Source organism: Parasedimentitalea nitratireducens, from assembly GCF_057444295.1.
In genome coordinates this window covers 50,605-71,586 of sequence record NZ_JBYAXC010000006.1, presented here as the reverse complement: position 1 = coordinate 71,586, position 20,982 = coordinate 50,605, and the positions used below count along the sequence as shown (strand labels likewise).

The window sequence follows — 20,982 nt, the reverse complement described above, 5'->3', positions numbered from 1 at the left end:
ACAGTTACAGGTTTAACGTCAGTTAGGTTAACAGGGAGTGAACAAGGGTAAATTTTCAGAAGATTTTCTGATAATTCAATAACCGTCTGAAAGGGCAGGAAAATCCTAATATCGCGGCGCTACAGGGAGACGCCGCGATGGATTTTTTGCGCTGGAATGTTGATTAATATTATGGCCGTTGGTTAAGCCGCAGCGCCGCCTACTGTTAACCCGTCCATCAGTACCGTCGGCTGCCCTACACCAACAGGAACCCACTGTCCGGCTTTGCCGCAGTTGCCCATTCCGGGGTCCAGAGCCATGTCATTGCCCAAAGCGCGAATCCGATTCAGGGCAGTGGCACCATCTCCGATCAGGGTGGCTCCTTTTACGGGGGCGCCTACTTTCCCATTCTCGACCCGGTAGGCTTCGGTACAGGAAAAGACAAATTTACCATTGGTAATGTCGACTTGCCCACCTCCAAAGCCCACAGCCCAGATGCCATCTTTGATATCCGCGACCAAATCTGCCGGGTCTGCTTCACCACCCAGCATATAGGTGTTGGTCATCCGTGGCATTGGCGCGTGGGCGTAGCTTTGGCGGCGGCCATTGCCGGTTGGATCAACCCCCATCAAGCGGGCGTTTTGGCGGTCCTGCATATAGCCGACCAGTATACCGTCTTCGATCAGGGTGGTGGCTTGTGATGGGGTGCCTTCGTCATCGATGGTAATTGAGCCGCGACGATCAGGAATGGTGCCATCGTCCAGAACGGTCACACCTTTGGAGGCAACCTGCTTGCCCATCAGCCCGGCAAAGGCCGAGCTGCCCTTGCGGTTAAAGTCACCTTCAAGCCCGTGTCCGATAGCCTCGTGTAGCAGAATGCCGGGCCAGCCTGGCCCCAGGGCAACTTCCATCACCCCAGCCGGGGCGGGGACTGCATCAAGATTGACCACCGCAATACGCAGGGCTTCGCGGGCCTTACCCTGCCAATCGGCGGGATCAACCAGGCCATCGAGGCCGATCCGACCGCCGCCACCAGCCGTGCCACTTTCGCGGCGACCGTCCTGATCGACGATCACCGATACATTAAGACGTGTCATGGGGCGAACATCGCGTACCAGAACGCCATCGGCGCGCAGAATCTCTACCTCTTGCAGTGAAGCCGCCAGAACGGCTGAAACCTGTACAACGCGTGGATCGAGATCGCGGGCAAAGGCATCGATCTCGCGCAGGGTCTCGATTTTGACCGCAAATGGCATGGCGCTAATCGGATCCGCATCGGTATAGAGTTTGCGATTGGTGGCGCTGGGCGCATCGGCCAAGGTGCCGCCGCCATCGCCGACTGCCAGCCGTGCCGTCTCGGAGGCGCGGATCAGAGACGCCATGGAAACATCGGTGGAATGGGCATACCCAGCAACTTCGCCGTTCACTGCGCGCAGGCCGAAACCCTCGGAGGCATCGTAGCTGGCACTGCGCAACCGACCATCATCAAAGACCAATGACTCGGATTTTCGGCGTTCGGCGAAAATCTCGCCATCGTCGGCACCCGCTAGTGCGGATTTCAAAACATTCAAGGCCTCGTCCGCGGGCAGAGCGTCCTCGAAGGGCCGAAAGGCTGCATTATCCATGGTGTGACCTCATTTTTTTTGATCTAAATCAAGAAAGCGCCCATTTGACGCAAGCATAGCTCTTTATCTGATCCCTAGAATATGATTTCTACCGTCAGCAAAGACAACGGGGTCGAAGCATTTTGTGGAATCACTGATTCCTGACCAAATGCAACGGCGCGACGAACAACGCGATCAAGAGATCAGGACATAAAATGAAGAATGCTTTGAAGCTTTCGGGCCTTTTTGCAGGCCTGTCGAGCCTGCCTGCCATGGCTCAGGATGGACTTGAAACCATCGGCAAGCCTATTCCAGGTGGACTTAATTTCCAGCCCGCAGCAACTGGACTTGCCAAGCAAGCGCAGGATCTGGACTTTGGGATCCTAGTGGTAATTACCGCTGTATGTATTTTTGTCGCTGGCCTGTTGCTGTACGCAATCTTGCGCTTCAACCGTAAGGCAAACCCAACACCATCCAACTTTACCCACCACACACCAATTGAAATCGCCTGGACCCTGATCCCGATTGTGATTCTGGTGGGCATTGGGTCGTTCTCGCTGCCAGCTCTGTTTAACCAGCAGGAAATCCCAGAAGCAGACATCACTATCAAGGTCACTGGCTATCAGTGGTACTGGGGTTACGAGTATGTTGACCACGAGTTTGGCTTTGAAAGCTTCTTGTTGGCCAAAGACGAGCTGGAAGAAAACGGTTACGCAGCAGATGAGTATCTGCTGGCGACAGACACGGCCGTTGTTGTTCCCGTTGGCAAAACCATCGTGATGCAAGTGACTGCGGCTGATGTGATCCACTCGTGGGCGATGCCAGCCTTTGCTGTTAAGCAGGATGGCGTACCTGGTCGTCTGGCGGAACTGTGGTTCAACGCTACTAAAGAAGGCGTTTACTTTGGTCAGTGTTCCGAGCTGTGTGGCAAGGACCACGCTTATATGCCGATCACTGTGAAGGTTGTGAGCCAAGAGGTTTATGACGCCTGGCTGAAGGGCGCGATCGAAGAATATGCCGGTCTGCCTCAGAGCTTCCAGGTTGCTTCGAACTGATCTGATGTAGCGGCCCTGGTGGCCACATCCCTAGTCTTAGGCAAGGCGCGATATAATACGCGCCTTGTCTGAATTCTAAACTGCCCTAGGCTACGTGTATGATGCGCAGCCAGAAAACCAATGGACCAAAGATGAGCGACGCAAGCATCAATGCCAGCACTCTCCGCGAGGATGAGGCCAGCTTTGGCGATTACTTTGCCCTGCTTAAACCGCGGGTAATGTCGCTGGTGGTGTTCACCGCATTGGTGGGCCTGTTGGCTGCGCCCGTGTCCGTGCACCCGGTGATTGGCTTTTGTGCCATCCTGTTTATTGCTATCGGTGGCGGCGCATCTGGTGCGCTGAACATGTGGTGGGACGCGGACATCGATAAGGTGATGAAGCGCACCAAGGGACGTCCGATCCCTGCGGGCAAGGTTGAGGCCGGTGAAGCGTTGAGCCTTGGCTTGGCGCTGTCGGGGATGTCAGTGATCATGCTGGCTTTGTCGACCAATGTGTTGGCGGGTGCGTTCCTGGCCTTCACCATCTTCTTTTACGTTGTTGTCTACACCATGTGGCTGAAGCGGGCGACACCGCAGAACATCGTTATCGGCGGCGCGGCTGGTGCTTTCCCGCCCGTTATCGGCTGGATTGCCGCAACCGGGACTATGTCGGTTGAGCCATGGTTGATGTTTGCCCTGACGTTTATGTGGACGCCGCCGCATTTCTGGGCACTAGCGCTGTTTATGCGCTCAGACTATGACGACGCTGGCGTGCCGATGCTAACCGTGACCCACGGTCGCCGTGCCACCCGTGTGCATATCCTTATCTATACAATCCTGCTGGCCATCCTTGCTGTTGGCACTGCCTTTTCAGGAATTGGTGGGCCGGTTTATCTGGCCGTGGCGCTGGTCCTGAATGCGCTGTTCCTGCATGGCGCATGGAAAATCTGGCAGCGGGATGAGGATGACTCTGAGACTGACAACTTCAAGGCCGAGCGCAGCTTCTTTAAGCTGTCGCTGCTGTATCTGTTCCTGCACTTTGGCGCGATCCTGGTCGAAGCCATCCTGAAACCTTTTGGACTGGGAGGCTGGTAAGATGAGCCTTAATCAGCAGCACGAAATCCACAAACGTCGCTTTGGTCGTAATGTCGGGGTGGGCCTGTGCCTGGGGGCATTTGTTGTGCTCGTTTTGGCGCTGACCCTGGTCAAAGTCACCTCGACTGACTTCGAGATGCCGAAAATCGAAACGGAGCAGAACTGATGGCTCTGAACGCTCCTCAGAAAACGGCGGCCCAACTGGTCGGGGTTGTTGTGCTTATGGGCGGTCTCGCCTGGGCCTCGGTTCCGTTTTACGATTGGTTCTGCCGGGTAACGGGATTTGGCGGCACCACAGGTATTGCTGCTGCGGGCTCGGATGAGATCCTGGAGAAAACCATCAAGGTTCGCTTTGATGGCTCCAAAGAGCGCGACATGCCCTGGGAGTTCAAACCCGTGGTGCGTGAAATGGAAATCAAGATCGGTGAGACGGGTCTGGCGTTCTATGAAGCCTACAATCCAACAGATAGACCCATTGCAGGTCAGGCGTCCTACAACGTGACGCCTTATTCTGCCGGGGCCTTCTTTGAGAAAATCGCATGTTTCTGCTTTGAAGAGCAGGTCTTGCAACCAGGTGAACGGGTGCAGATGCCCGTGACCTTCTTTGTCGACCCGGAAATCGTAGACGACCGGGACGGAAAGTTTGTGCATACGATCACGCTGTCGTACACATTCTACGAAATCGATCTGCCCGAGGGCTATGCCGCCCTTGAATCCGGTGAAAACACCGGGGCAGAAGCAACATTGAACTAGGCCGGCAGGTGAGGGACACTTAAATGGCGCACGCTAAAAATCACGACTATCATATTCTACCACCGTCGATCCTCCCGTTCCTGGGCGCGTTGTTCGGCTTTGTCATGCTGTTTGGGGCTGTGCTCTGGATGCACGGCATCACCGCTTGGATGTTCTGGGGCGGCCTGTTGGGTGTGCTTTACACCAGTTTTGCCTGGTGGTCCGAAATGACCGTAGAAAGCAACGTTGGCGACCACACTACAGTTGTTCGCATCGGCCTGCGCTATGGCTTCATTCTGTTTGTGATGTCCGAAGTGATGTTCTTCTTTGCTTGGTTCTGGTCGTTCTTCAAACATGCGATCTATCCAATGCAGGACTATATCGGCACGGAGTATGTGCAGCCTGCGATCCACATCGTTGACCCACTGCACTTGCCGCTGATCAACACGTTGATCCTGCTGCTGTCGGGCTGTGCCGTGACATGGGCTCACCATGCGCTGGTACACGGCAACGATCGCAAAGCTCTGGTACAGGGCCTGGCCATTGGTATCGCCTTTGGTGTTGCGTTCACCGGCCTGCAGGCCTTTGAATACTACGAAGTTCTGGCCCACGAAGGCTGGGAGTTCGGTGGCGACATCTTCTACTCCAACTTCTTCATGGCGACCGGTTTCCACGGCTTCCACGTGCTGTTGGGGACTATCTTCCTGATCGTTTGCCTGATCCGTGCAATGAAAGGTGCTTTCACTCCTGAGCAGCACGTCGGTTTTGAAACCGCTGCTTGGTACTGGCACTTTGTTGACGTTGTTTGGCTGTTCCTGTTCTTCGCTGTGTACCTCTGGGGCACCGCTGGAATGTAATGGGTACATGTTTGCAGTTGAAAAACTGCAGACACAAAGTATCAAACACAGCGCGCGGGGGATGCTCCGCGCGCTTTTCTGTTGGCAAGGGCCTGTGATGCGGCGTCTGATTTTCGTTTTGGTGGTGGGTATAGCTGGACTTGCAGTTCTGCTGAGCCTTGGCACGTGGCAGATGCAGCGGATGGCCTGGAAACAGCAGATATTGGACACCATAGATGCCCGCGTTGACGCCGACCCATTGGCGCTGCCTGTGAACCCAGATCCGGTTGCAGATAAGTACATGCCAGTTCGTCTGGCTGGAGAACTGGTTGAGGGGGAACTGCACGTCCTGGTCTCGACACGCAATCTGGGACCGGGCTTTCGGGTTATTGTTCCATTTGTCACCGAAGATGGCCGCCGGATACTGGTGGACCGTGGCTTTATTCGAACCGCCGCTAAGGACTCGGCTCGCAACACTGGCAAGGTTGAGGTGTTTGGAAACCTGCACTGGCCGGATGAAGCCGACAGTTACACCCCACAACCAGATATCGCGGCGAATATCTGGTATGCCCGTGATGCCGATACGATGTCAGCGGCACTGGACACCCTTCCGATCATGGTGGTGCTGAATGATCACCCCATGAACGGCAGCTTTGTTATACCTATGCCGGTCGATACCGCATCGATCCCTAACAACCACTTGCAATATGCGATCACCTGGTTTTCGCTGGCCTTTATCTGGGCCGCGATGACTGCTTACTTCCTGTGGCGTTCGCGCCAAAATCGAGAGCTAACGTGATGAAATACATCTCTACCCGTGGCCAAGCGCCTGAGCTGAGTTTTGAAGATGCCATGCTAAGCGGGCTGGCACGCGATGGCGGGCTGTATGTCCCAGCCGAGATCCCGCAGATGAGCCAGGATGACATCGCTGCGCTGTCTGGTCTCAGCTACGAGGAAACAACGTTCCGGGTGATGCGCCCGTTTGTGGGCGATAGCTTCACCGACGAGGAGTTCCGCGAGATCATCGCCAAGGCCTATGCCAATTTTGACCATGCAGCCCATGCGCCGCTAAAACAGCTGGCGCCGAACCACTTTTTGCTGGAGCTGTTCCACGGCCCAACCCTGGCGTTCAAAGATTTTGCCATGCAGTTGATTGGTCAACTGTTCCAAGCGGCCCTGGCCAAACGTGGCGAGCGGGTAACGATTGTTGGTGCGACCTCGGGTGATACCGGATCCGCTGCTATCGAAGCTTTCAAAGGTTTGAGTAATGTTGATGTGTTCATCCTGTACCCACATGGCCGGGTGTCCGAAGTGCAGCGTCGTCAGATGAGCACGCCGCAGGACGCCAACGTCCATGCATTGGCGCTGGATGGCGACTTTGACGACTGTCAGGCCCGTGTCAAAGACATGTTCAACGATTTTGACTTCCGAGACGGTGTAAAACTGGCCGGGGTCAACTCGATCAACATCGCCCGCGTATTGGCGCAGGTAGTCTATTACTTCTCGTCCGCCGTGTCTCTGGGGGCACCGCAATGCAAGGTGAGTTTTACCGTGCCAACTGGCAATTTTGGCGACATCTTTGCGGGCTACATCGCCCAGCAGATGGGCCTGCCGATCGAGGATCTGGTTGTAGCAACAAACCAGAACGACATCCTGCATCGCTGTTTGGACGGGCAGGGGTACTACAAGGGTGAGACTATCCCGTCGATCTCGCCTTCGATGGATATTCAGGTGTCGTCGAATTTTGAGCGCGCGCTGTATTTTGCCTACGACCGGGACGCTGGCGCTGTGTCGCAGCTGATGGACGAGCTGAAATCTGGCGGCTTTGATGTATCGCAGGGAGCGATGCAAGCGCTGGCTGAAACCTACAAGTCTGGCCGCTGTTCCGAAGACGAAACCCTGGCAACCATCAAGAGCGAACTGGCCGCCAGTGGCGAGTTGTTGTGCCCGCATGGGGCGGTTGGTGTAAAGGTCGCCAATGAACACCGCGAGACCGCTGTGCCAATGATCACACTGGCCACGGCGCACCCCGCCAAGTTCCCGGCTGCGGTAGAAGATGCAAGTGGTATACATCCACCTCTTCCCACACACATGGCAGATCTGTATGAAAGATCAGAACGGGTGACACGGGTCGCCAATGACCTCAACGCTCTCGAAGATCTTATCAGAAAGAACATCCAGAATTGACTGTCCAACAAGACCAGCTGGCTAACGGCTTTCGTATCGTTTCTGAAAATATGCCGGGGCTGCAATCAGCCTCCATCGGCATCTGGGTAACCGCTGGTGGTCGTCATGAGCGGCTTGAGCAAAATGGTATTGCGCATTTCCTTGAACACATGGCGTTCAAGGGCACTGCAACTCGATCAGCTTTGCAGATTGCCGAGGCGATTGAGGACGTTGGGGGCTACATCAACGCCTATACCAGCCGCGAGGTGACAGCCTATTACGCGCGGGTGCTCAAGGATGATGTGCCGCTGGCGTTAGATGTGATTGGCGATATCGTTCTGAACCCGGTGTTCGATCCCAAAGAGATCGAGATTGAGCGCGGGGTGATTCTGCAGGAAATCGGTCAGTCCTTGGACACGCCTGATGATGTGATCTTTGATTGGTTGCAGGAAGAGAGCTATCACAATCAGCCGCTGGGTCGCACCATTTTGGGGCCTGCCGAGCGTGTGAGCGCGTTTAGCCGTGACGATCTGGCGGGTTTTGTGGGTGAACACTATGGCCCTGGTCAGATGATTCTGTCGGCGGCTGGTGCTGTGGACCATGATCTGCTGGTCAAGACAGCGGAGAAACTGTTTGGTCACATGCAACCCCGTGAAAGCAAGCTGATTGAACCTGCGCGCTTTACCGGTGGTGAGGCGCGGCACGAAAAGTCACTTGAACAGGCGCATTTTGCACTGGCTCTGGAAAGTCCCGGCTACCGCGATGATGCGATCTACACCGCGCAGATCTATTCCAGCGCTTTGGGGGGCGGCATGTCGAGCCGCCTGTTCCAGGAAGTGCGTGAAAAGCGTGGACTGTGTTATTCCATATTTGCCCAGACCGGTGCCTATGCGGATACCGGATCGACCACCATTTATGCTGGTACCTCTGCCAGCCAATTGGGGGAACTGGCCGAGATCACCATCGACGAGATGAAACGCGCAGCTGATGATATGGGCCCCGAAGAAGTGGCGCGAGCGCGGGCACAGATGAAGGCTGGGATGCTGATGGGGCTGGAAAGCCCATCAACCCGTGCCGAACGACTGGCCCGACTGGTACAAATCTGGGACAAGGTGCCACCGCTGGAAGACACCGTGGCCCGCATTGATGCGGTGACAACGGGCGATGTGCGCGAGTTTGCTGAGACCATGGCAGCCAAGTCGCCTGCAGCGCTGGCACTGTATGGGCCGGTTGCTCAGGCACCAACTCTGGCGCGTCTGCAGGAGAGGCGCGCTGCCTGATGCTGCTGTCTCGACGCAAAGTCCGGATTGAAACCGAGCGGCTGACCCTGCGGCCGCCGGTGCATTCTGACTTTCACGCCTGGTCCCGGTTACGGCAGGACAGCCAGGCCTATCTGACCCCATGGGAGCCAAGCTGGGCTGCGGATCATTTGACCCGCAAGGCCTTTACCAACCGGGTGTACTGGGCGCAGAGGTCGGTTAGTGGTGGCACAGCGCTGCCGTTGTTTCTGTGTCGTCGGGAAGATCAGGTTTTGCTTGGGGCTATAACCCTGGACAACATTCGCCGGGGCCCGGCGCAGGATGGCACTTTGGGCTATTGGACCGGTATGCCTTTTGCCCGAAATGGCTACATGCGCGAAGCGATTGGCGCTGTGGTGCATTACGCCTTTACCAAGCTGGACTTGAGCCGCATTCAGGCCGCCTGTTTGCCGGAAAACACGCCGTCGCGTGGGCTGCTGGAAAGCTCGGGCTTTAAATACGAGGGTGTGGCGCAGTCCTATCTTCAGATCAACGGCCGCTGGCGCACCCATGTGCTTTATGCTGCGTTGCGCAGTGATCGTCGCGGACGCACCGAGGCGGGCTGATCACGCTGGGGCTCTGCCCCAGACCCCGGGATGTTTTAGGCCAGATGAAAAGCGGATCCTTTGGCTTTTGCCGTTGCCAAGTACCTTAGGGTGACACGCTGGGCAGATGAGCTAATTCTACTGTATGCGCTGGTCTGTTGTTGGTTTGCTTGTGTCCATGTTGGTGTCGCCCGCTTTTGGGCAAGAGCGGCGCCCGAGCCATTGTATCGCATTGGCGGATGCAACGCCGGGGATGGCTTATGTGCAGTACGCAAGTTGGCGTGATGAGGTGCAGAAAGATCAAGTACGCATCCGCTATATCGCTCACTCTAGTTTTCTGTTGCAAAGCGCAGGCGGGCTGAATGTGATTACCGATTTCACTGGGTTTATTGGCACAGCGCCACTGATCCCTGATGTGGTCACCATGAACCATGCCCATGAGTCCCATTTCACTGAGTTCCCGGATCCAGCGATCCCACATGTGTTGCAGGGGTGGGGCGCGTTGGGCGGCGGTATTGATCATCATCTAGATTTGGGCGAGATGTTGGTCCGCAATGTCTCGACTGACATTCGATCCCCTTATGTCGGATCAGAGGCCGAAGGGAATTCCATTTTTGTATTCGAGGTTGCGGGGCTGTGCATTGGCCATCTAGGGCATTTGCATCATATCCCAACGCCTGCTCAGTACGCGGCGCTGGGGCGGTTGGATGTAGTGATGGCTCCGGTGGATGGTGGCCTGACTTTGCCACTGCCCGAGATGATCACGGTACTGCGCCGGTTGCGGTCACTGGTTGTGCTGCCAATGCATTGGTTCTCAGACGCTTCGCTGCAACAATTTCTGACGGGAATTGGACCTGGCTTTGATGTGAGGGACACGGGCGAGTCGTCGCTTATGATGTCGCTGCGGGAGCTCCCGGCGCGTCCAACTGTATGGGTTTTGCGACCGCAATATCTAAGTGCCGAAGAGTGACAGGGCTTGCACCCTGGGTCGGGATTGGACATGGATGAGGGATGACATTGAACCCCGCCGATCCCGCCTTTGTTGCCCGCCTGAGCCGTGTTGTGCCCGAGGGCGTATTGCGCCCCGCCGAGCCACGCTATCTGGAAGAGCCTAGGCGACGATTTCAAGGGCAGGCCGGTGTATTAGCGCTACCGCAGAACACCGAACAGGTTTCAGCACTGGTGCGCGAAGCATATGCGGCACGAGTCCCTGTGGTCCCTTATGGTGGCGGAACCGGGTTGGTTGGCGGTCAGGTCAAGCCGGATGGCGTGGCCCCCCTGGTGATCTCGATGGAGCGAATGAAGGCCATCCGGGGTGTCTATCCGCAAGAGAACGTGTTGGTCGCCGAGGCCGGAGCTATTCTGGCCGATGTGCAGGCGGCGGCGACAGAGGCGGGGCGGTTGTTTCCTTTGTCTCTGGCGTCCGAAGGGACCGCGCAGATTGGTGGCAATCTGTCCACCAATGCGGGTGGGGTGAATGTGTTGCGCTATGGCAATACGCGCGAGCTGTGCCTAGGGCTGGAGGCGGTGCTGCCAACTGGCGAAATCTGGAATGGGTTGAGCCGGTTGCGCAAGGATAACACCGGCTATGATCTGCGAGGGTTGATGATTGGCGCTGAAGGGACGCTTGGTTTGATTACCGCTGCGGCGCTGAAGCTGTCGCCGATACCAGCAACGCGCGGGACTGCGGTGTTTGTTGTGCCCTCGGCGCAGGCGGCATTGGATCTGTTGTCGTTGGTGGGGGATCTAGTGGGGGAGGCCGTCAGCGCTTTTGAGCTGCTTCACCAGCAAGGGCTTGAGTTCCTGGCTGAGACATTGCCTCAGGTTCGCCAGCCCTTTGAGACAGCGCCCGAGTGGTGTGTTCTGATCGAGCTTGGGCTGGCCCGAGGGCAGAATCCTGAGCAGGCGCTGACTGACCTGTTTGAGGCGGCGATGGAGCAGGGCTGTGCGTTGGACGGGGTGATTGCCCAGTCTGAGGCGCAGCGGCAAGAGCTGTGGAATGTGCGCGAACATATTCCCGAGGCAAACCGGCTGATTGGGGCGGTATCGAGCCACGATATTTCGATCCCTCTGTCCGCCATCCCTGAGTTTGTAGCTCGTGGAGGCGAGGTGATTGCAGCACTGGGGGATTTCCGGATCAACTGCTTTGGCCATTTGGGCGACGGCAACCTGCACTACAATGTGTTTCCGGCGTCAGGTAAAAGCCGTGAAGACTATGATGCGCAGCGAGATGAGGTAAAGCGGGCGGTGCATGATCTGGTACATGAGATGGGCGGCTCGATCAGTGCTGAGCACGGTGTTGGGCGGCTGAAAGTCGAAGACGTCGAGCGTTATGGAGATCCGGTGCGACTGGCGGCAATGCGGGCGATCAAACTGGCGCTGGACCCCAACGGGATCATGAACCCCGGTGCTGTGCTGGAGGTGTAGCGTGCGTGCTGGCACGCACCACGTGTCACGATAGGGCTGCGGCCTGTGCTCGGCTGCGGAGCAATAGCATCAGGATGATTGCAATGTTGAGCCCGTTCCACAGGATACCGTTGATAAAGGCCAGTTGGTAGCTGCCGGTCACGTCATAGATCCAACCCGACATCCAACCGCCCAGGGCCATACCAAGGATCGTCATCATCATCACAAATCCAACCCGTGCCCCGGCTTCGCGCGGGGGCATATATTCACGCACCACCAGCGCATAGCTTGGCACAATGCCGCCTTGGGCCAGGCCAAACACCAAGCTGACCAAATACAGTGAGATCATGCCGTCATAGGGCAGGTAGAAAAACAGTGCGATGCATTGCAGAACCGAACCTGCCAGCAAGATGGTCACGCCGCCCAATCTGTCGGCCAGCAGACCCGATATGATCCGGCTGACCACACCGCCCAGCAGCATCAAGGACAGCATCTCGGCCCCGACGGCAGGGCCAAAGCCCAGGCCAACGCAATAGGCGACGATATGGACCTGGGGCATCGACATGGCGACACAGCAGGCTATGCCAGCAAGCCCCAGCAGCCATTGTAGTTGTCGTGGAGTGAGGCCAGAGGACCGCGCGTTGAGCGAGGATGCTGTAGCCGAGGCCTCAAAGGCTTCCGCTGGGACCCGACGGCGCAGCAATAGCGAGAGCGGGACTAAAGTAACCAAAGTGACGGCTGCCAGTGTCATGTAAACAGAGCGCCACCCGCTGTCGGCCAGGATGTTGGCAAGGGCCGTGGGCCAGATTGCACCGGACAGATAATTGCCGCTGGCCACCAGCGCCACGGCAATGCCGCGTCGTTTTATAAACCAGTGGGAAATGTCGGCGATCAATGGACCGAACCCGACAGCGGTCCCCAATCCCAACAACAGATGTGTCAGTGACAACATTGCTATACTGGGGGCGAGAGTGGATAGGGCATATCCGGTTGCGATGATCAGCGCTGCTCCGTTTAGCGCCAGGGTCACGCCCAGCCGATCCACCAGCCGTCCGATGATTAGGTTGCCAAAGGCAAAACCAATCATGGTGAGCGTATAGGGCATCGAGGCTTCGGCGCGGCCAGCACCAAACTCGGCCTCGACCGCGGGCATGACAATAATCACTGCCCACATACCCACATTGGCCACCATCGCAATCGCCAGGGTAACAAGCAGGCGGAGCCAGGAATAGCGACTGTCGAGGATTTGGGGCGTGGTCATGCGCGCAGGCTAGGGCAGACGCGAAACGGCACGCAAGCAGTTTCGCGTCACTCTCGTGGCGTTATTCGCCTTCGAACTCACAAAGTACATGTACGTCCATGCCCATGTCTTCGAGTACCTTGCCACCGCCCAGTTCCGGCAGGTCGATGATAAAGGAACACGAAATGATCTCGCCGCCAAGCCGCTCGATCAGCTTGATGCCAGCCGCCGCGGTGCCGCCGGTTGCCAGCAGGTCATCGACCAGCAGGATCTTTTCGCCAGCTTGAATGGCATCGTCGTGGATTTCGACCGTCGCTTCGCCATATTCCAGTTTGTAGTCCTGGCTCAGCGTGGCACCGGGGAGCTTCCCTGCCTTGCGGATTGGTACAAAACCGGTACCCAGCTGGTGGGCAATGGCGCCGCCCAGGATAAATCCGCGAGCCTCGAGTCCGACCACTTTGTCGATCTGCATTCCGGCATAGGGGTGCAACATCTGATCGACGGCCATCCGGAACCCGCGTGGATCGGCAAACAGGGTGGTCACATCGCGAAACATGATCCCCTCGTGAGGGAAATCGGGGATGGTGCGGATGTAGTCTTTGACGTCGGGACGTTTCGACATGGCGGGGCCTCTTTGATGATCGGCTCAGATTGGGTGAGGTTTGACCTTGTGGTCAAACCTCAAACGGTGTGGCTGATGCGACAGCCCGTTGCAAGTCACAACCTTAAGCGAGCTGCAATTACAGCAGATATTATTGCCGAGGGACTTAGGCCGGACGGCGCAGAAATGCGGTTGTCAGGCCCATGCCGATGAGAGCGACCCCGCCGCCGCGGGTCAGTTTTGCCACCACAGAAGGGCGCGCGATCCAGCCACGCAGGCGATCCGCCAGCACAGCGTAGGCCAGCGCATTCAAACCGGCGAGGATCACAAAGGTAGCGATCAGTATGGCAAACTGTGGTGCCAGATTGCCCTCGGGGCGGATGAACTGCGGTACAAAGGCGATGAAAAAGCCGATCGACTTAGGGTTCAGCGCTGTCACGGTCGCGGTATGACCCAAGATACCTTTGGCTTGCACATCGCGGGTGTTGGCCAGTTCAGTTACGCCCTCTGCCGACGCACTGCGCCACAACTTTATGCCCAGCCAGACCAGATAGACAGCGCCAGCCCATTTCAACACTGTAAACAAAGTGGCCGAGGCCATCACCAAAGCGCCCAACCCGACGAGCGAGGCGGTCATTGCGATCAAATCCCCTAGCGCCACGCCCAGTGCTGCGGCCACGGCTACTTGTCGGCCTTTGGACAGCGCATAGCTGAGAACCAAAAGAACCGTAGGTCCGGGGATCAAGAGCAGTGCAATCGAAGCCGCAACAAAGGTCAGCCAGAGGTTTATATCCATGAGAGATTCGTCCTGCTATAATTTTCCAAAACAGCAAAGACAGCACATTGTATTTGCGTCAACGTCCAATTTTGGTCGTCCACCGCATCAGGGCTTCCAGCGGCCCATGCCTGAATTTCTTCCTCCACAGCCAAGTGTAGGCCATGCATGCGGCGCAAAAGGACAGGCTTATTGCAAGTATTTGTATTGGGGTAAGTGAGCCATCCAATCGCCCCAGCTCGTCGAGGATTCCAATGCCCAGATAAATATGAGCAACATAGAGGGTCAGAGCCTGTCGGCCAGGCGCAGCCAGCCACGGCGTTAGGCCCCATTTAGAAAGGGTTGGCTCAATTTTAAGTACCAATCCAATCACTGCAACGGCGCTGCCACTGCTTGCGATCATATAGAACGGACCCGGAGGGACTGAGCTGGTGTTGGCCAAGTAGAGCAGCTCTGGGTCATCGACGAACCAGCCCGGTATCAAGGCCACCGCGGCAAGAACCGAACCCCAAAACATCATTCGAGTTTGAACCGCAGAGGTCGATAAATCATGTCGCCCGATCCACATGCCGAACAGTAGAAACGAAACCCAAGGGAAGACAGGATGCCAGCCATTGTAGAAGGAATGGCGTAAGAAGCCAGTAAAGGTCCAGAACTCTGAATATTGATATGTGCTCCAGTTCCAGCCAGCGTCGTAATTCATGGTGATTTGGGCCACTAGGCTAACAGCCATAGCCGCCACAATCCCCCACCACAGCCAACGATTTTCTGTCGTGACAAAGGGGATCGCGGCGATGAAATACAGAGCATAGAAATGCAGGATGTCGGCGTCAAAGACGATCGTGTTGGCAAGACCAATGACAAATAAGAACGCAGCCCGGAGCAGCATTAGTTCGGATTGGGGCTTGGCCAGCGCAATTCCTATACCTGCAAGCACCACAAACAGCGCGGCAGAGCGACCCTCGAGCCCATTGGTCAGTACCGAGGACCAGTCGTTGCCGGGGGTAACGTGGGCTGCGAGCCGGAAGTTGACCAGTACCATTCCGCAGAAAGCCAGAAAACGGGCAATGTCGAGAGCTTGCAGGCGCATGAAAATCCTTTTTGTTGATGCGCTCGGTGGTGAAGCGCTTTCTATTACAAAGGAAAGCGATCGGCCCATGTAAAGTGGGCCGATGGGAAATCCATGTAGTCTGGATCAGGGCTTCACAAAACCTGGATTACTTGAGTACCCGACCTGCCACCGCGTCCAGTTTGGCCAGCATCGCTGGGTTGCGTTTTTCAGGCGCTGTCATAATGGCGTACTCCAGTGCGCGGTCGCAGCCATGCGGGCAGGGCGCGCGCTCGGTACCCAATAAGGCAGGCAAACGCCGAACCAGTTCGCCGCCATTGCTGGAATTGCCCTGCAGGGTGGCAATGATGGTTGAGATGTCGACAGCGCCGTGGTCCGGGTGCCAGCTGTCGTAATCGGTGACCATGGCAACCGAGGCATAACAAAGCTCGGCCTCGCGGGCGAGTTTGGCTTCGGGCATGTTGGTCATGCCAATCACATCACAGCCCCAGCTTTCGCGGTACATTTTGGATTCTGCCAGTGACGAAAACTGGGGCCCCTCCATCACCAGATAGGTGCCACCGCGATGCACATTGATGCCAGCGTCTTTGGCAGCGGCTTCGCAGGCATTGCCCAGACGTGGGCAGGTTGGGTGGGCGACGCTGACATGGGCGACACATCCGGTGCCAAAAAAGCTTTTGTCGCGCGCAAAGGTACGGTCGATGAATTGGTCGACGATGACAAAATCGCCGGGAGCCATTTCCTCGCGGAAGGAGCCGCAGGCCGAGACTGAAATCACATCCGTCACACCCAGACGTTTCAACGCGTCGATGTTGGCGCGATAGGGAACCTCGGTTGGAGAGTGCACATGACCACGACCATGCCGGGGCAAGAACGCCATTTTGATACCGTCTAGCGTGCCGGTCAGGATCTGGTCCGATGGATCGCCCCATGGGGAGTCTACGGTCACCCACTCAGCGTTTTGCAATCCGTCAATCTCATACAGGCCCGAGCCTCCGATCACGCCTATCATTGTGTCTGTCACGTCATTCTCTCCCAGTTCGAATTGGCACGGTGTGGTGTCGTTGGGCTGTGCCGATTTGGCAAGACTTAGTCACGACGAATAATCCCGGTGATGGCTGCCGCGCCCAAAGCGGTGACAATCCAGCCCGCAGTGGTGAAAATCCAGCTAAGCCACCACAAGTGCCGTCCCCAGGGACCGCGTTCGGTTGATGGGGCCCAGGCATCTGTCTGGCCAAGGTTCACCAAAGGGATAACCAGATCTGCGGCATAGGCTGGGGCATTGAAAGTTTCCCAATCTTTTCCCGGAACCATGCTAGACCAATCGCGGGCGGGGTGTAACGAGGTTTCAGCGATCCACATCCATTCCTTTGACACCAGGACTGGTCCCGAATTGGGCGTCATGCTGCCTTCGTCCCAGGCCCATTGGGCCGGAACCATTGCAGCGGCTATCAGAAAGACCAACACCCAGAGACTGCGAAACGGGTGGTGGCCATAGCCAACGGTCAGGCGCAGCAGGAGGTCTCCTACGGCCAAGACTAACCGCTTCAGATCTCGCCAGATTTTCTTGAGCCTCGTTTTGACGCTGCCATCGGGGACAACCACCATGTGCTGGCGCTCAAATTTGCGCACCAGTTGTTCGCGACGGGCCAATACACGACGTGCGTCTGTGTCGTGGCCCAGATCACGAAACACTTGCGCAAGTTGGGCAAAGGGCTGCGGGTGAATGTAGCCATTCCAAACGCTGCCCTGTTCCAGCCAGGCAATGCGTTTGCTGGCTCGGGTCGAGGAGCCGGAGAAGCGTTCGTAGGTGAAACCATCCAGAAACAATTGTCCCTGAGGCGGCCAGCCAGAGACGTCGTCTGCCAAGTCACCCACCTTGGCTGAGCTTAGATCCACAGAGCCAGCTGTGATGGCGACATTGCGCCAGAAAAAGCCTTGCTTGACCTTGAGCCGGTGGCCGTCAAAGGCATCGCGGTCCGGCGCATGGATCTGCGCGCCAGACATGTCGAGCTGCCCACCGATAGTGGCACCGTTAAGCTCAATTGATCCACTGACGCGCGCGTCACGTAAAAAAACATCACCACGTACTGTGGCGCCCTCACCGTTGAAAGCTTCGGGGTCTGGTGCATCAAATTGTGCGCCAGACATGTCGAGCTGCCCGCCGATAGTCGCTCCGCTTAAGTCAATCGATCCGGTGATGCGCGCCTCACGTAGAAAAACATCGCCATGTACTGTGGCGCCTAGGATGTTAAGCTGAGAAATGGCAGATCCGTCGAGGTCTAATCTCTCGAACCGGGTTTGCTCTGCTAGAATGCCCCGTTCTATCCGACTGTACAGCAGCCCCAGAGCGCCTTTGGTTGTGGCAAAACTTAGTTCTAGCGAGCCACAGATGCGTGCACCCCTCAAGAAAATCCCTATCTCGTGCACAGGACAATCAGGACAGCCGCCCAATGCCAAATAGCGAATAACCTCGGCCCGCACTGTTCTAGAGGGCTGCTCATCGTCTGGCTCGGGGCGCTCTCCGTCTCCCAAAACGCATGTGGTGCCTGATTTGCAGGCCTCGATTAGCTTTTGCTCGGCTGGTGTCAGCCAGTCCTGGCCGCCGCGGTCTTGGATGTCTTGCCAGGTTTTGATCATTCATTCCGTTCCCTTAACTGCCGGGCACTCTATCGAAAGTTGTGGGGATGGAAAGCCTGCGCGTTGCAAAAGCCTTGCTAGTTGATCCCGAGCAACGGGCACAAGGGTTTGGATTTAGGGCTGTTTTCTGTTCGGTGAGGACAAATTTGGGGCCTCGGCCATCATCTTGCGAAAGGTGGGGCATTCGGCGTGGCTGGGCGCGGAGCAGTCGGCGACATGGCGGAGGGCACGCACCAGAACCTTGAGCCTGCGGATGTGCTGTTCCACCTCATCCGCCTTGGCGTGCAGGCTTGGGCGGTCGATCTCAAACTGGCCGTTGTCCTGAAAGATTGCGCCGATTTCATCCAGAGAAAACCCGGCGGATTGCCCCATCGAGATCAGGGCCAGCCGTTCCAATACGGTCTCGTCATACTGCCGACGCAAGCCTTTGCGGCTGTCCGGTAGGATCAGTCCCAGTTTCTCGTAATACCGCAGCGCCGAGGGGCTGAAACCCGAGCGCTGCGACACTTCGGCAATATCGAGAGATTTCATGTTGACCTCAAGCTGGCTTCAAGTTGCAGACATGCCTTTGTTTGGTCCTCAGGTCAATGAAAGGTGATGAAATGAGCTTGAGTTTTGAGATCTTGGTGAAGGTCGTTGTGATTGGGATCGGCGCAACAGTGATATTGGATGGGTTTGCATGGCTGCGGGCCAAGCTGACTGGTCAGCCCGTTATGAACTGGGTTATGGTTGGGCGTTGGGTGGGGCATATGGCTAAGGGCACCTTTGTTCTGAGCAAGCCTGCCGAAGCCGCTTCGATACCCGGTGAAAAGGCTCTGGGGTGGGGGTTCCACTATATCGTCGGTGTTGGATTGGCTGCGACTTTGACGCTGTTGGTTGGCGCGACTTGGATTGAACAGCCTCGGCTGGATTGGGCCATCGGATTTGGCGCCACTACCGTGATCTTACCTTGGGTGTTCATGCAACCGGGATTGGGGCTGGGTATCGCTGCCCGATTGGCACCTGCGCCGTGGAAAGCCCGTCGACAGAGCCTGACCACACATGTGGTGTTCGGGCTTGGTCTCTACCTGAGTGCTGTGGCATTGCAGAGTGTGTTTTAGGAAAGCAATACCAGCCTTGGGCGAAAGCCTTGTGTGGTAGCCACTTTTCCGCTAACGGCAGGCAGAGAACACCAATCCCCGATGACAGGTATTTTTCATGAGACGCGCCGCCATGGCCCTGCTGGCCAATCACATTTCCCCGCCGAACCTTAGTATCATGCAGGACGAGGGCTGGTCTGTGGCCCGTGTTCGGACCGAGATCCTGTCTGGTTTGACCGTTGCCCTGGCGCTGGTGCCCGAGGCGGTGGCCTTTGCCTTTGTGGCGGGTGTGAACCCACTGGTTGGCCTCTATGCGGCCTTTATGGTGGGGTTGATCACGGCGCTGTTTGGGGGGCGGCCGGGGATGATTTCCGGTGCCACTGGTGCGCTGGCGGTTGTGATGGTTGCGCTGGTTGCCCAGCATGGCGTGGAATACCTGTTTGCCACTGTTGTGCTGATGGGGATCTTGCAAATTTTTGCGGGTGTGATGCACTGGGGCAAGTTCATTCGACTGGTGCCACATCCGGTGATGCTGGGCTTTGTGAATGGTCTGGCGATTGTGATTTTCCTGGCCCAGATGACCCAGTTTAAAGTGCCTGGGACGGGTGGCGAGGAATGGCTGTCTGGCCTGTCGCTGTTTCTGATGTTGGGGCTGGTTGGCCTGACCATGGTAATTATCTGGGGTACCCCCAAGATTACCTCGCTGATCCCTGCGCCTCTGGCTGGGATTGGTATCGTGGCTGCTGTGGTGATCATTTTTGGTCTGGATGTGCCCCGTGTTGGTGACATGGCGTCAATCCAGGGTGGCTTCCCTGCGTTCCACAATCCCTTTGGCGAGGGTCTGGGCCTGTACGGCACGGCGCTGGCTCCGTTTAATTTTGAGACTCTGCAGATCATCCTGCCCTATGCGTTGATCCTGGCGGCGATTGGTCTGATTGAGAGCTTGCTGACATTGAACTTGGTAGGTGAAATCATCGGCAAGCGTGGCGGAACCAGCCAGGAGTGTATGGCCCAGGGGGCTTCAAATGTTGTCACTGGGTTCTTTGGCGGTATGGGCGGATGTGCGATGATTGGTCAGTCGATGATCAATGTGAATTCAGGTGGCCGTACCCGGATTGCTGGCCTTGCTGCGGCGCTGTTCCTGCTGTTGTTCATCGTGTGGGCGTCGAGCCTGATTGAGCAAATTCCACTGGCTGCGCTGGTGGGTGTGATGTTCATGGTGGTGATCGGCACTTTTGCCTGGAACTCGCTTAAGATTTTGCGGAAGGTTCCGCCGACAGATGCTTTTGTGATTGTTCTGGTGACAGTTGTCACCGTGATGACCGACCTGGCGATTGCGGTTGTGGTTGGCGTGATTGTCTCGGCGCTGGCCTATGCCTGGAACAACGCGCGTCGTATTCACGCCAATGTGCGGGATTCTGAAAGCGACAAAGGGGCGCGGGTTTATGAGATCGAAGGCCCGTTGTTCTTTGGTTCGACCGATGGCTTTACCGAGTTGTTTGATGTTGAAAACGATGCTGACCGAGTGATTGTAGACTTTGCCCGCAGCCGTGTTGTTGACCAATCGGCGTTGCAGGCGATTGAGGCGCTGGCTGGTAAGTATGAGGCCGCTGGTAAAACCCTGACCCTGCGCCACCTGAGCCGGGACTGCCATCAGTTGCTGACCAAGGCTGGACACTTGATGATCGATAGTGATGACGACCCTGAATATCAGGTTGCGGTGGACTATTCGGTCAAGACCGGGATCCTAGGCGGGCACTAAGCCCTAACAAAGCGGAGTGCGCCCGAGGGCGCATACTGGATTGTTTGATTGTAAATTGAGGAGAGGTCGATCTGGTATTCAGGTCGGCCTTTCTGTTTGTAAGTGTTAAGAGGCTTGGGTCT

Annotated in this window: 21 protein-coding genes; 13 read left to right on the top strand and 8 right to left on the bottom strand. The window is 56.7% G+C overall.

Going from position 1 to position 20,982, the window contains the following annotated elements; translation table 11 throughout:
* Positions 1-182: 182 nt before the first annotated feature.
* Positions 183-1,604: a metalloprotease TldD gene (tldD, locus tag AC2T28_RS17070; protein WP_486749848.1), complete on the bottom strand. Its 1,422-nt coding sequence runs from the start codon at positions 1,602-1,604 to the stop codon at positions 183-185.
* 194 nt (positions 1,605-1,798) lie between these two features.
* Here tldD and coxB point away from each other — a divergent pair, with 194 nt between their 5' ends.
* The 11 genes from coxB to AC2T28_RS17015 all read left to right on the top strand — a co-directional run bounded on the left by coxB (position 1,799) and on the right by AC2T28_RS17015 (position 11,715).
* Positions 1,799-2,638, top strand: a complete 840-nt coding sequence (coxB, locus tag AC2T28_RS17065) for a cytochrome c oxidase subunit II (RefSeq protein WP_486749847.1) — start codon at positions 1,799-1,801, stop codon at positions 2,636-2,638.
* Positions 2,639-2,769: 131 nt separating this feature from the next.
* Positions 2,770-3,711: a heme o synthase gene (cyoE, locus tag AC2T28_RS17060; protein WP_486749846.1), complete on the top strand. Its 942-nt coding sequence runs from the start codon at positions 2,770-2,772 to the stop codon at positions 3,709-3,711.
* A gap of 1 nt (position 3,712) precedes the next feature.
* Positions 3,713-3,877: a cytochrome C oxidase assembly protein gene (locus tag AC2T28_RS17055; protein WP_486749845.1), complete on the top strand. Its 165-nt coding sequence runs from the start codon at positions 3,713-3,715 to the stop codon at positions 3,875-3,877.
* Positions 3,877-4,464 (top strand): cytochrome c oxidase assembly protein, encoded by a 588-nt coding sequence (locus AC2T28_RS17050; RefSeq protein ID WP_486749844.1) that lies wholly within the window; start codon positions 3,877-3,879, stop codon positions 4,462-4,464. Before AC2T28_RS17055 ends, AC2T28_RS17050 begins: the two co-directional genes overlap by 1 nt.
* 23 nt (positions 4,465-4,487) lie before the next feature.
* On the top strand, positions 4,488-5,300 hold the full coding sequence (locus AC2T28_RS17045) for a cytochrome c oxidase subunit 3 (RefSeq protein ID WP_486749843.1): 813 nt from the start codon (positions 4,488-4,490) through the stop codon (positions 5,298-5,300).
* Between the two features lie 97 nt (positions 5,301-5,397).
* Positions 5,398-6,078, top strand: coding sequence for an SURF1 family protein (locus AC2T28_RS17040; RefSeq protein ID WP_486749842.1), 681 nt, complete (start codon positions 5,398-5,400; stop codon positions 6,076-6,078).
* Positions 6,078-7,466 carry a threonine synthase gene (gene thrC / locus AC2T28_RS17035; protein ID WP_486749841.1) on the top strand — a complete coding sequence of 463 codons (1,389 nt, stop codon included), beginning with the start codon at positions 6,078-6,080 and terminating at the stop codon, positions 7,464-7,466. Before AC2T28_RS17040 ends, thrC begins: the two co-directional genes overlap by 1 nt.
* Positions 7,463-8,725, top strand: coding sequence for a M16 family metallopeptidase (locus AC2T28_RS17030; protein ID WP_486749840.1), 1,263 nt, complete (start codon positions 7,463-7,465; stop codon positions 8,723-8,725). Before thrC ends, AC2T28_RS17030 begins: the two co-directional genes overlap by 4 nt.
* A complete protein-coding gene (locus tag AC2T28_RS17025) occupies positions 8,725-9,309 on the top strand; it encodes a GNAT family N-acetyltransferase (RefSeq protein WP_486749839.1) in 585 nt (194 codons plus the stop codon). Before AC2T28_RS17030 ends, AC2T28_RS17025 begins: the two co-directional genes overlap by 1 nt.
* 124 nt (positions 9,310-9,433) lie before the next feature.
* A complete protein-coding gene (locus AC2T28_RS17020) occupies positions 9,434-10,258 on the top strand; it encodes an MBL fold metallo-hydrolase (RefSeq protein ID WP_486749838.1) in 825 nt (274 codons plus the stop codon).
* Positions 10,259-10,299: 41 nt separating this feature from the next.
* Positions 10,300-11,715: an FAD-binding oxidoreductase gene (locus AC2T28_RS17015; RefSeq protein ID WP_486749837.1), complete on the top strand. Its 1,416-nt coding sequence runs from the start codon at positions 10,300-10,302 to the stop codon at positions 11,713-11,715.
* 25 nt (positions 11,716-11,740) lie between these two features.
* Here the strand turns inward: AC2T28_RS17015 and AC2T28_RS17010 are convergent, their stop codons facing one another.
* The 7 genes from AC2T28_RS17010 to AC2T28_RS16980 form a co-directional block, all read right to left on the bottom strand.
* Positions 11,741-12,955 carry an MFS transporter gene (locus AC2T28_RS17010; RefSeq protein WP_486749836.1) on the bottom strand — a complete coding sequence of 405 codons (1,215 nt, stop codon included), beginning with the start codon at positions 12,953-12,955 and terminating at the stop codon, positions 11,741-11,743.
* 61 nt (positions 12,956-13,016) lie between these two features.
* A complete protein-coding gene (locus AC2T28_RS17005; protein WP_486749835.1) occupies positions 13,017-13,556 on the bottom strand; it encodes an adenine phosphoribosyltransferase in 540 nt (179 codons plus the stop codon).
* Positions 13,557-13,701: 145 nt separating this feature from the next.
* On the bottom strand, positions 13,702-14,331 hold the full coding sequence (locus tag AC2T28_RS17000; RefSeq protein WP_486749834.1) for a LysE family translocator: 630 nt from the start codon (positions 14,329-14,331) through the stop codon (positions 13,702-13,704).
* A 58-nt stretch (positions 14,332-14,389) separates the two neighbouring features.
* Entirely contained in the window at positions 14,390-15,400 is a 1,011-nt protein-coding gene (locus AC2T28_RS16995) for a DUF418 domain-containing protein (RefSeq protein WP_486749833.1), read from the bottom strand.
* Between the two features lie 127 nt (positions 15,401-15,527).
* A complete protein-coding gene (locus AC2T28_RS16990; protein ID WP_486750005.1) occupies positions 15,528-16,391 on the bottom strand; it encodes an S-methyl-5'-thioadenosine phosphorylase in 864 nt (287 codons plus the stop codon).
* A gap of 77 nt (positions 16,392-16,468) precedes the next feature.
* A complete protein-coding gene (locus AC2T28_RS16985; RefSeq protein WP_486749832.1) occupies positions 16,469-18,019 on the bottom strand; it encodes a pentapeptide repeat-containing protein in 1,551 nt (516 codons plus the stop codon).
* Between the two features lie 114 nt (positions 18,020-18,133).
* Positions 18,134-18,550 (bottom strand): helix-turn-helix domain-containing protein, encoded by a 417-nt coding sequence (locus AC2T28_RS16980; protein WP_486749831.1) that lies wholly within the window; start codon positions 18,548-18,550, stop codon positions 18,134-18,136.
* A 71-nt stretch (positions 18,551-18,621) separates the two neighbouring features.
* On the opposite strand from AC2T28_RS16980, the gene AC2T28_RS16975 reads away from it, so the two are divergent.
* Together AC2T28_RS16975 and AC2T28_RS16970 are read left to right on the top strand one after the other, a co-directional pair.
* The gene (locus tag AC2T28_RS16975) at positions 18,622-19,119 is read left to right on the top strand and encodes a DUF2938 family protein (protein ID WP_486749830.1); all 498 of its coding nucleotides are present in this window, start codon (positions 18,622-18,624) and stop codon (positions 19,117-19,119) included.
* A 97-nt stretch (positions 19,120-19,216) separates the two neighbouring features.
* Positions 19,217-20,860, top strand: a complete 1,644-nt coding sequence (locus AC2T28_RS16970) for a SulP family inorganic anion transporter (RefSeq protein ID WP_486749829.1) — start codon at positions 19,217-19,219, stop codon at positions 20,858-20,860.
* Positions 20,861-20,982 lie beyond the last annotated feature (122 nt).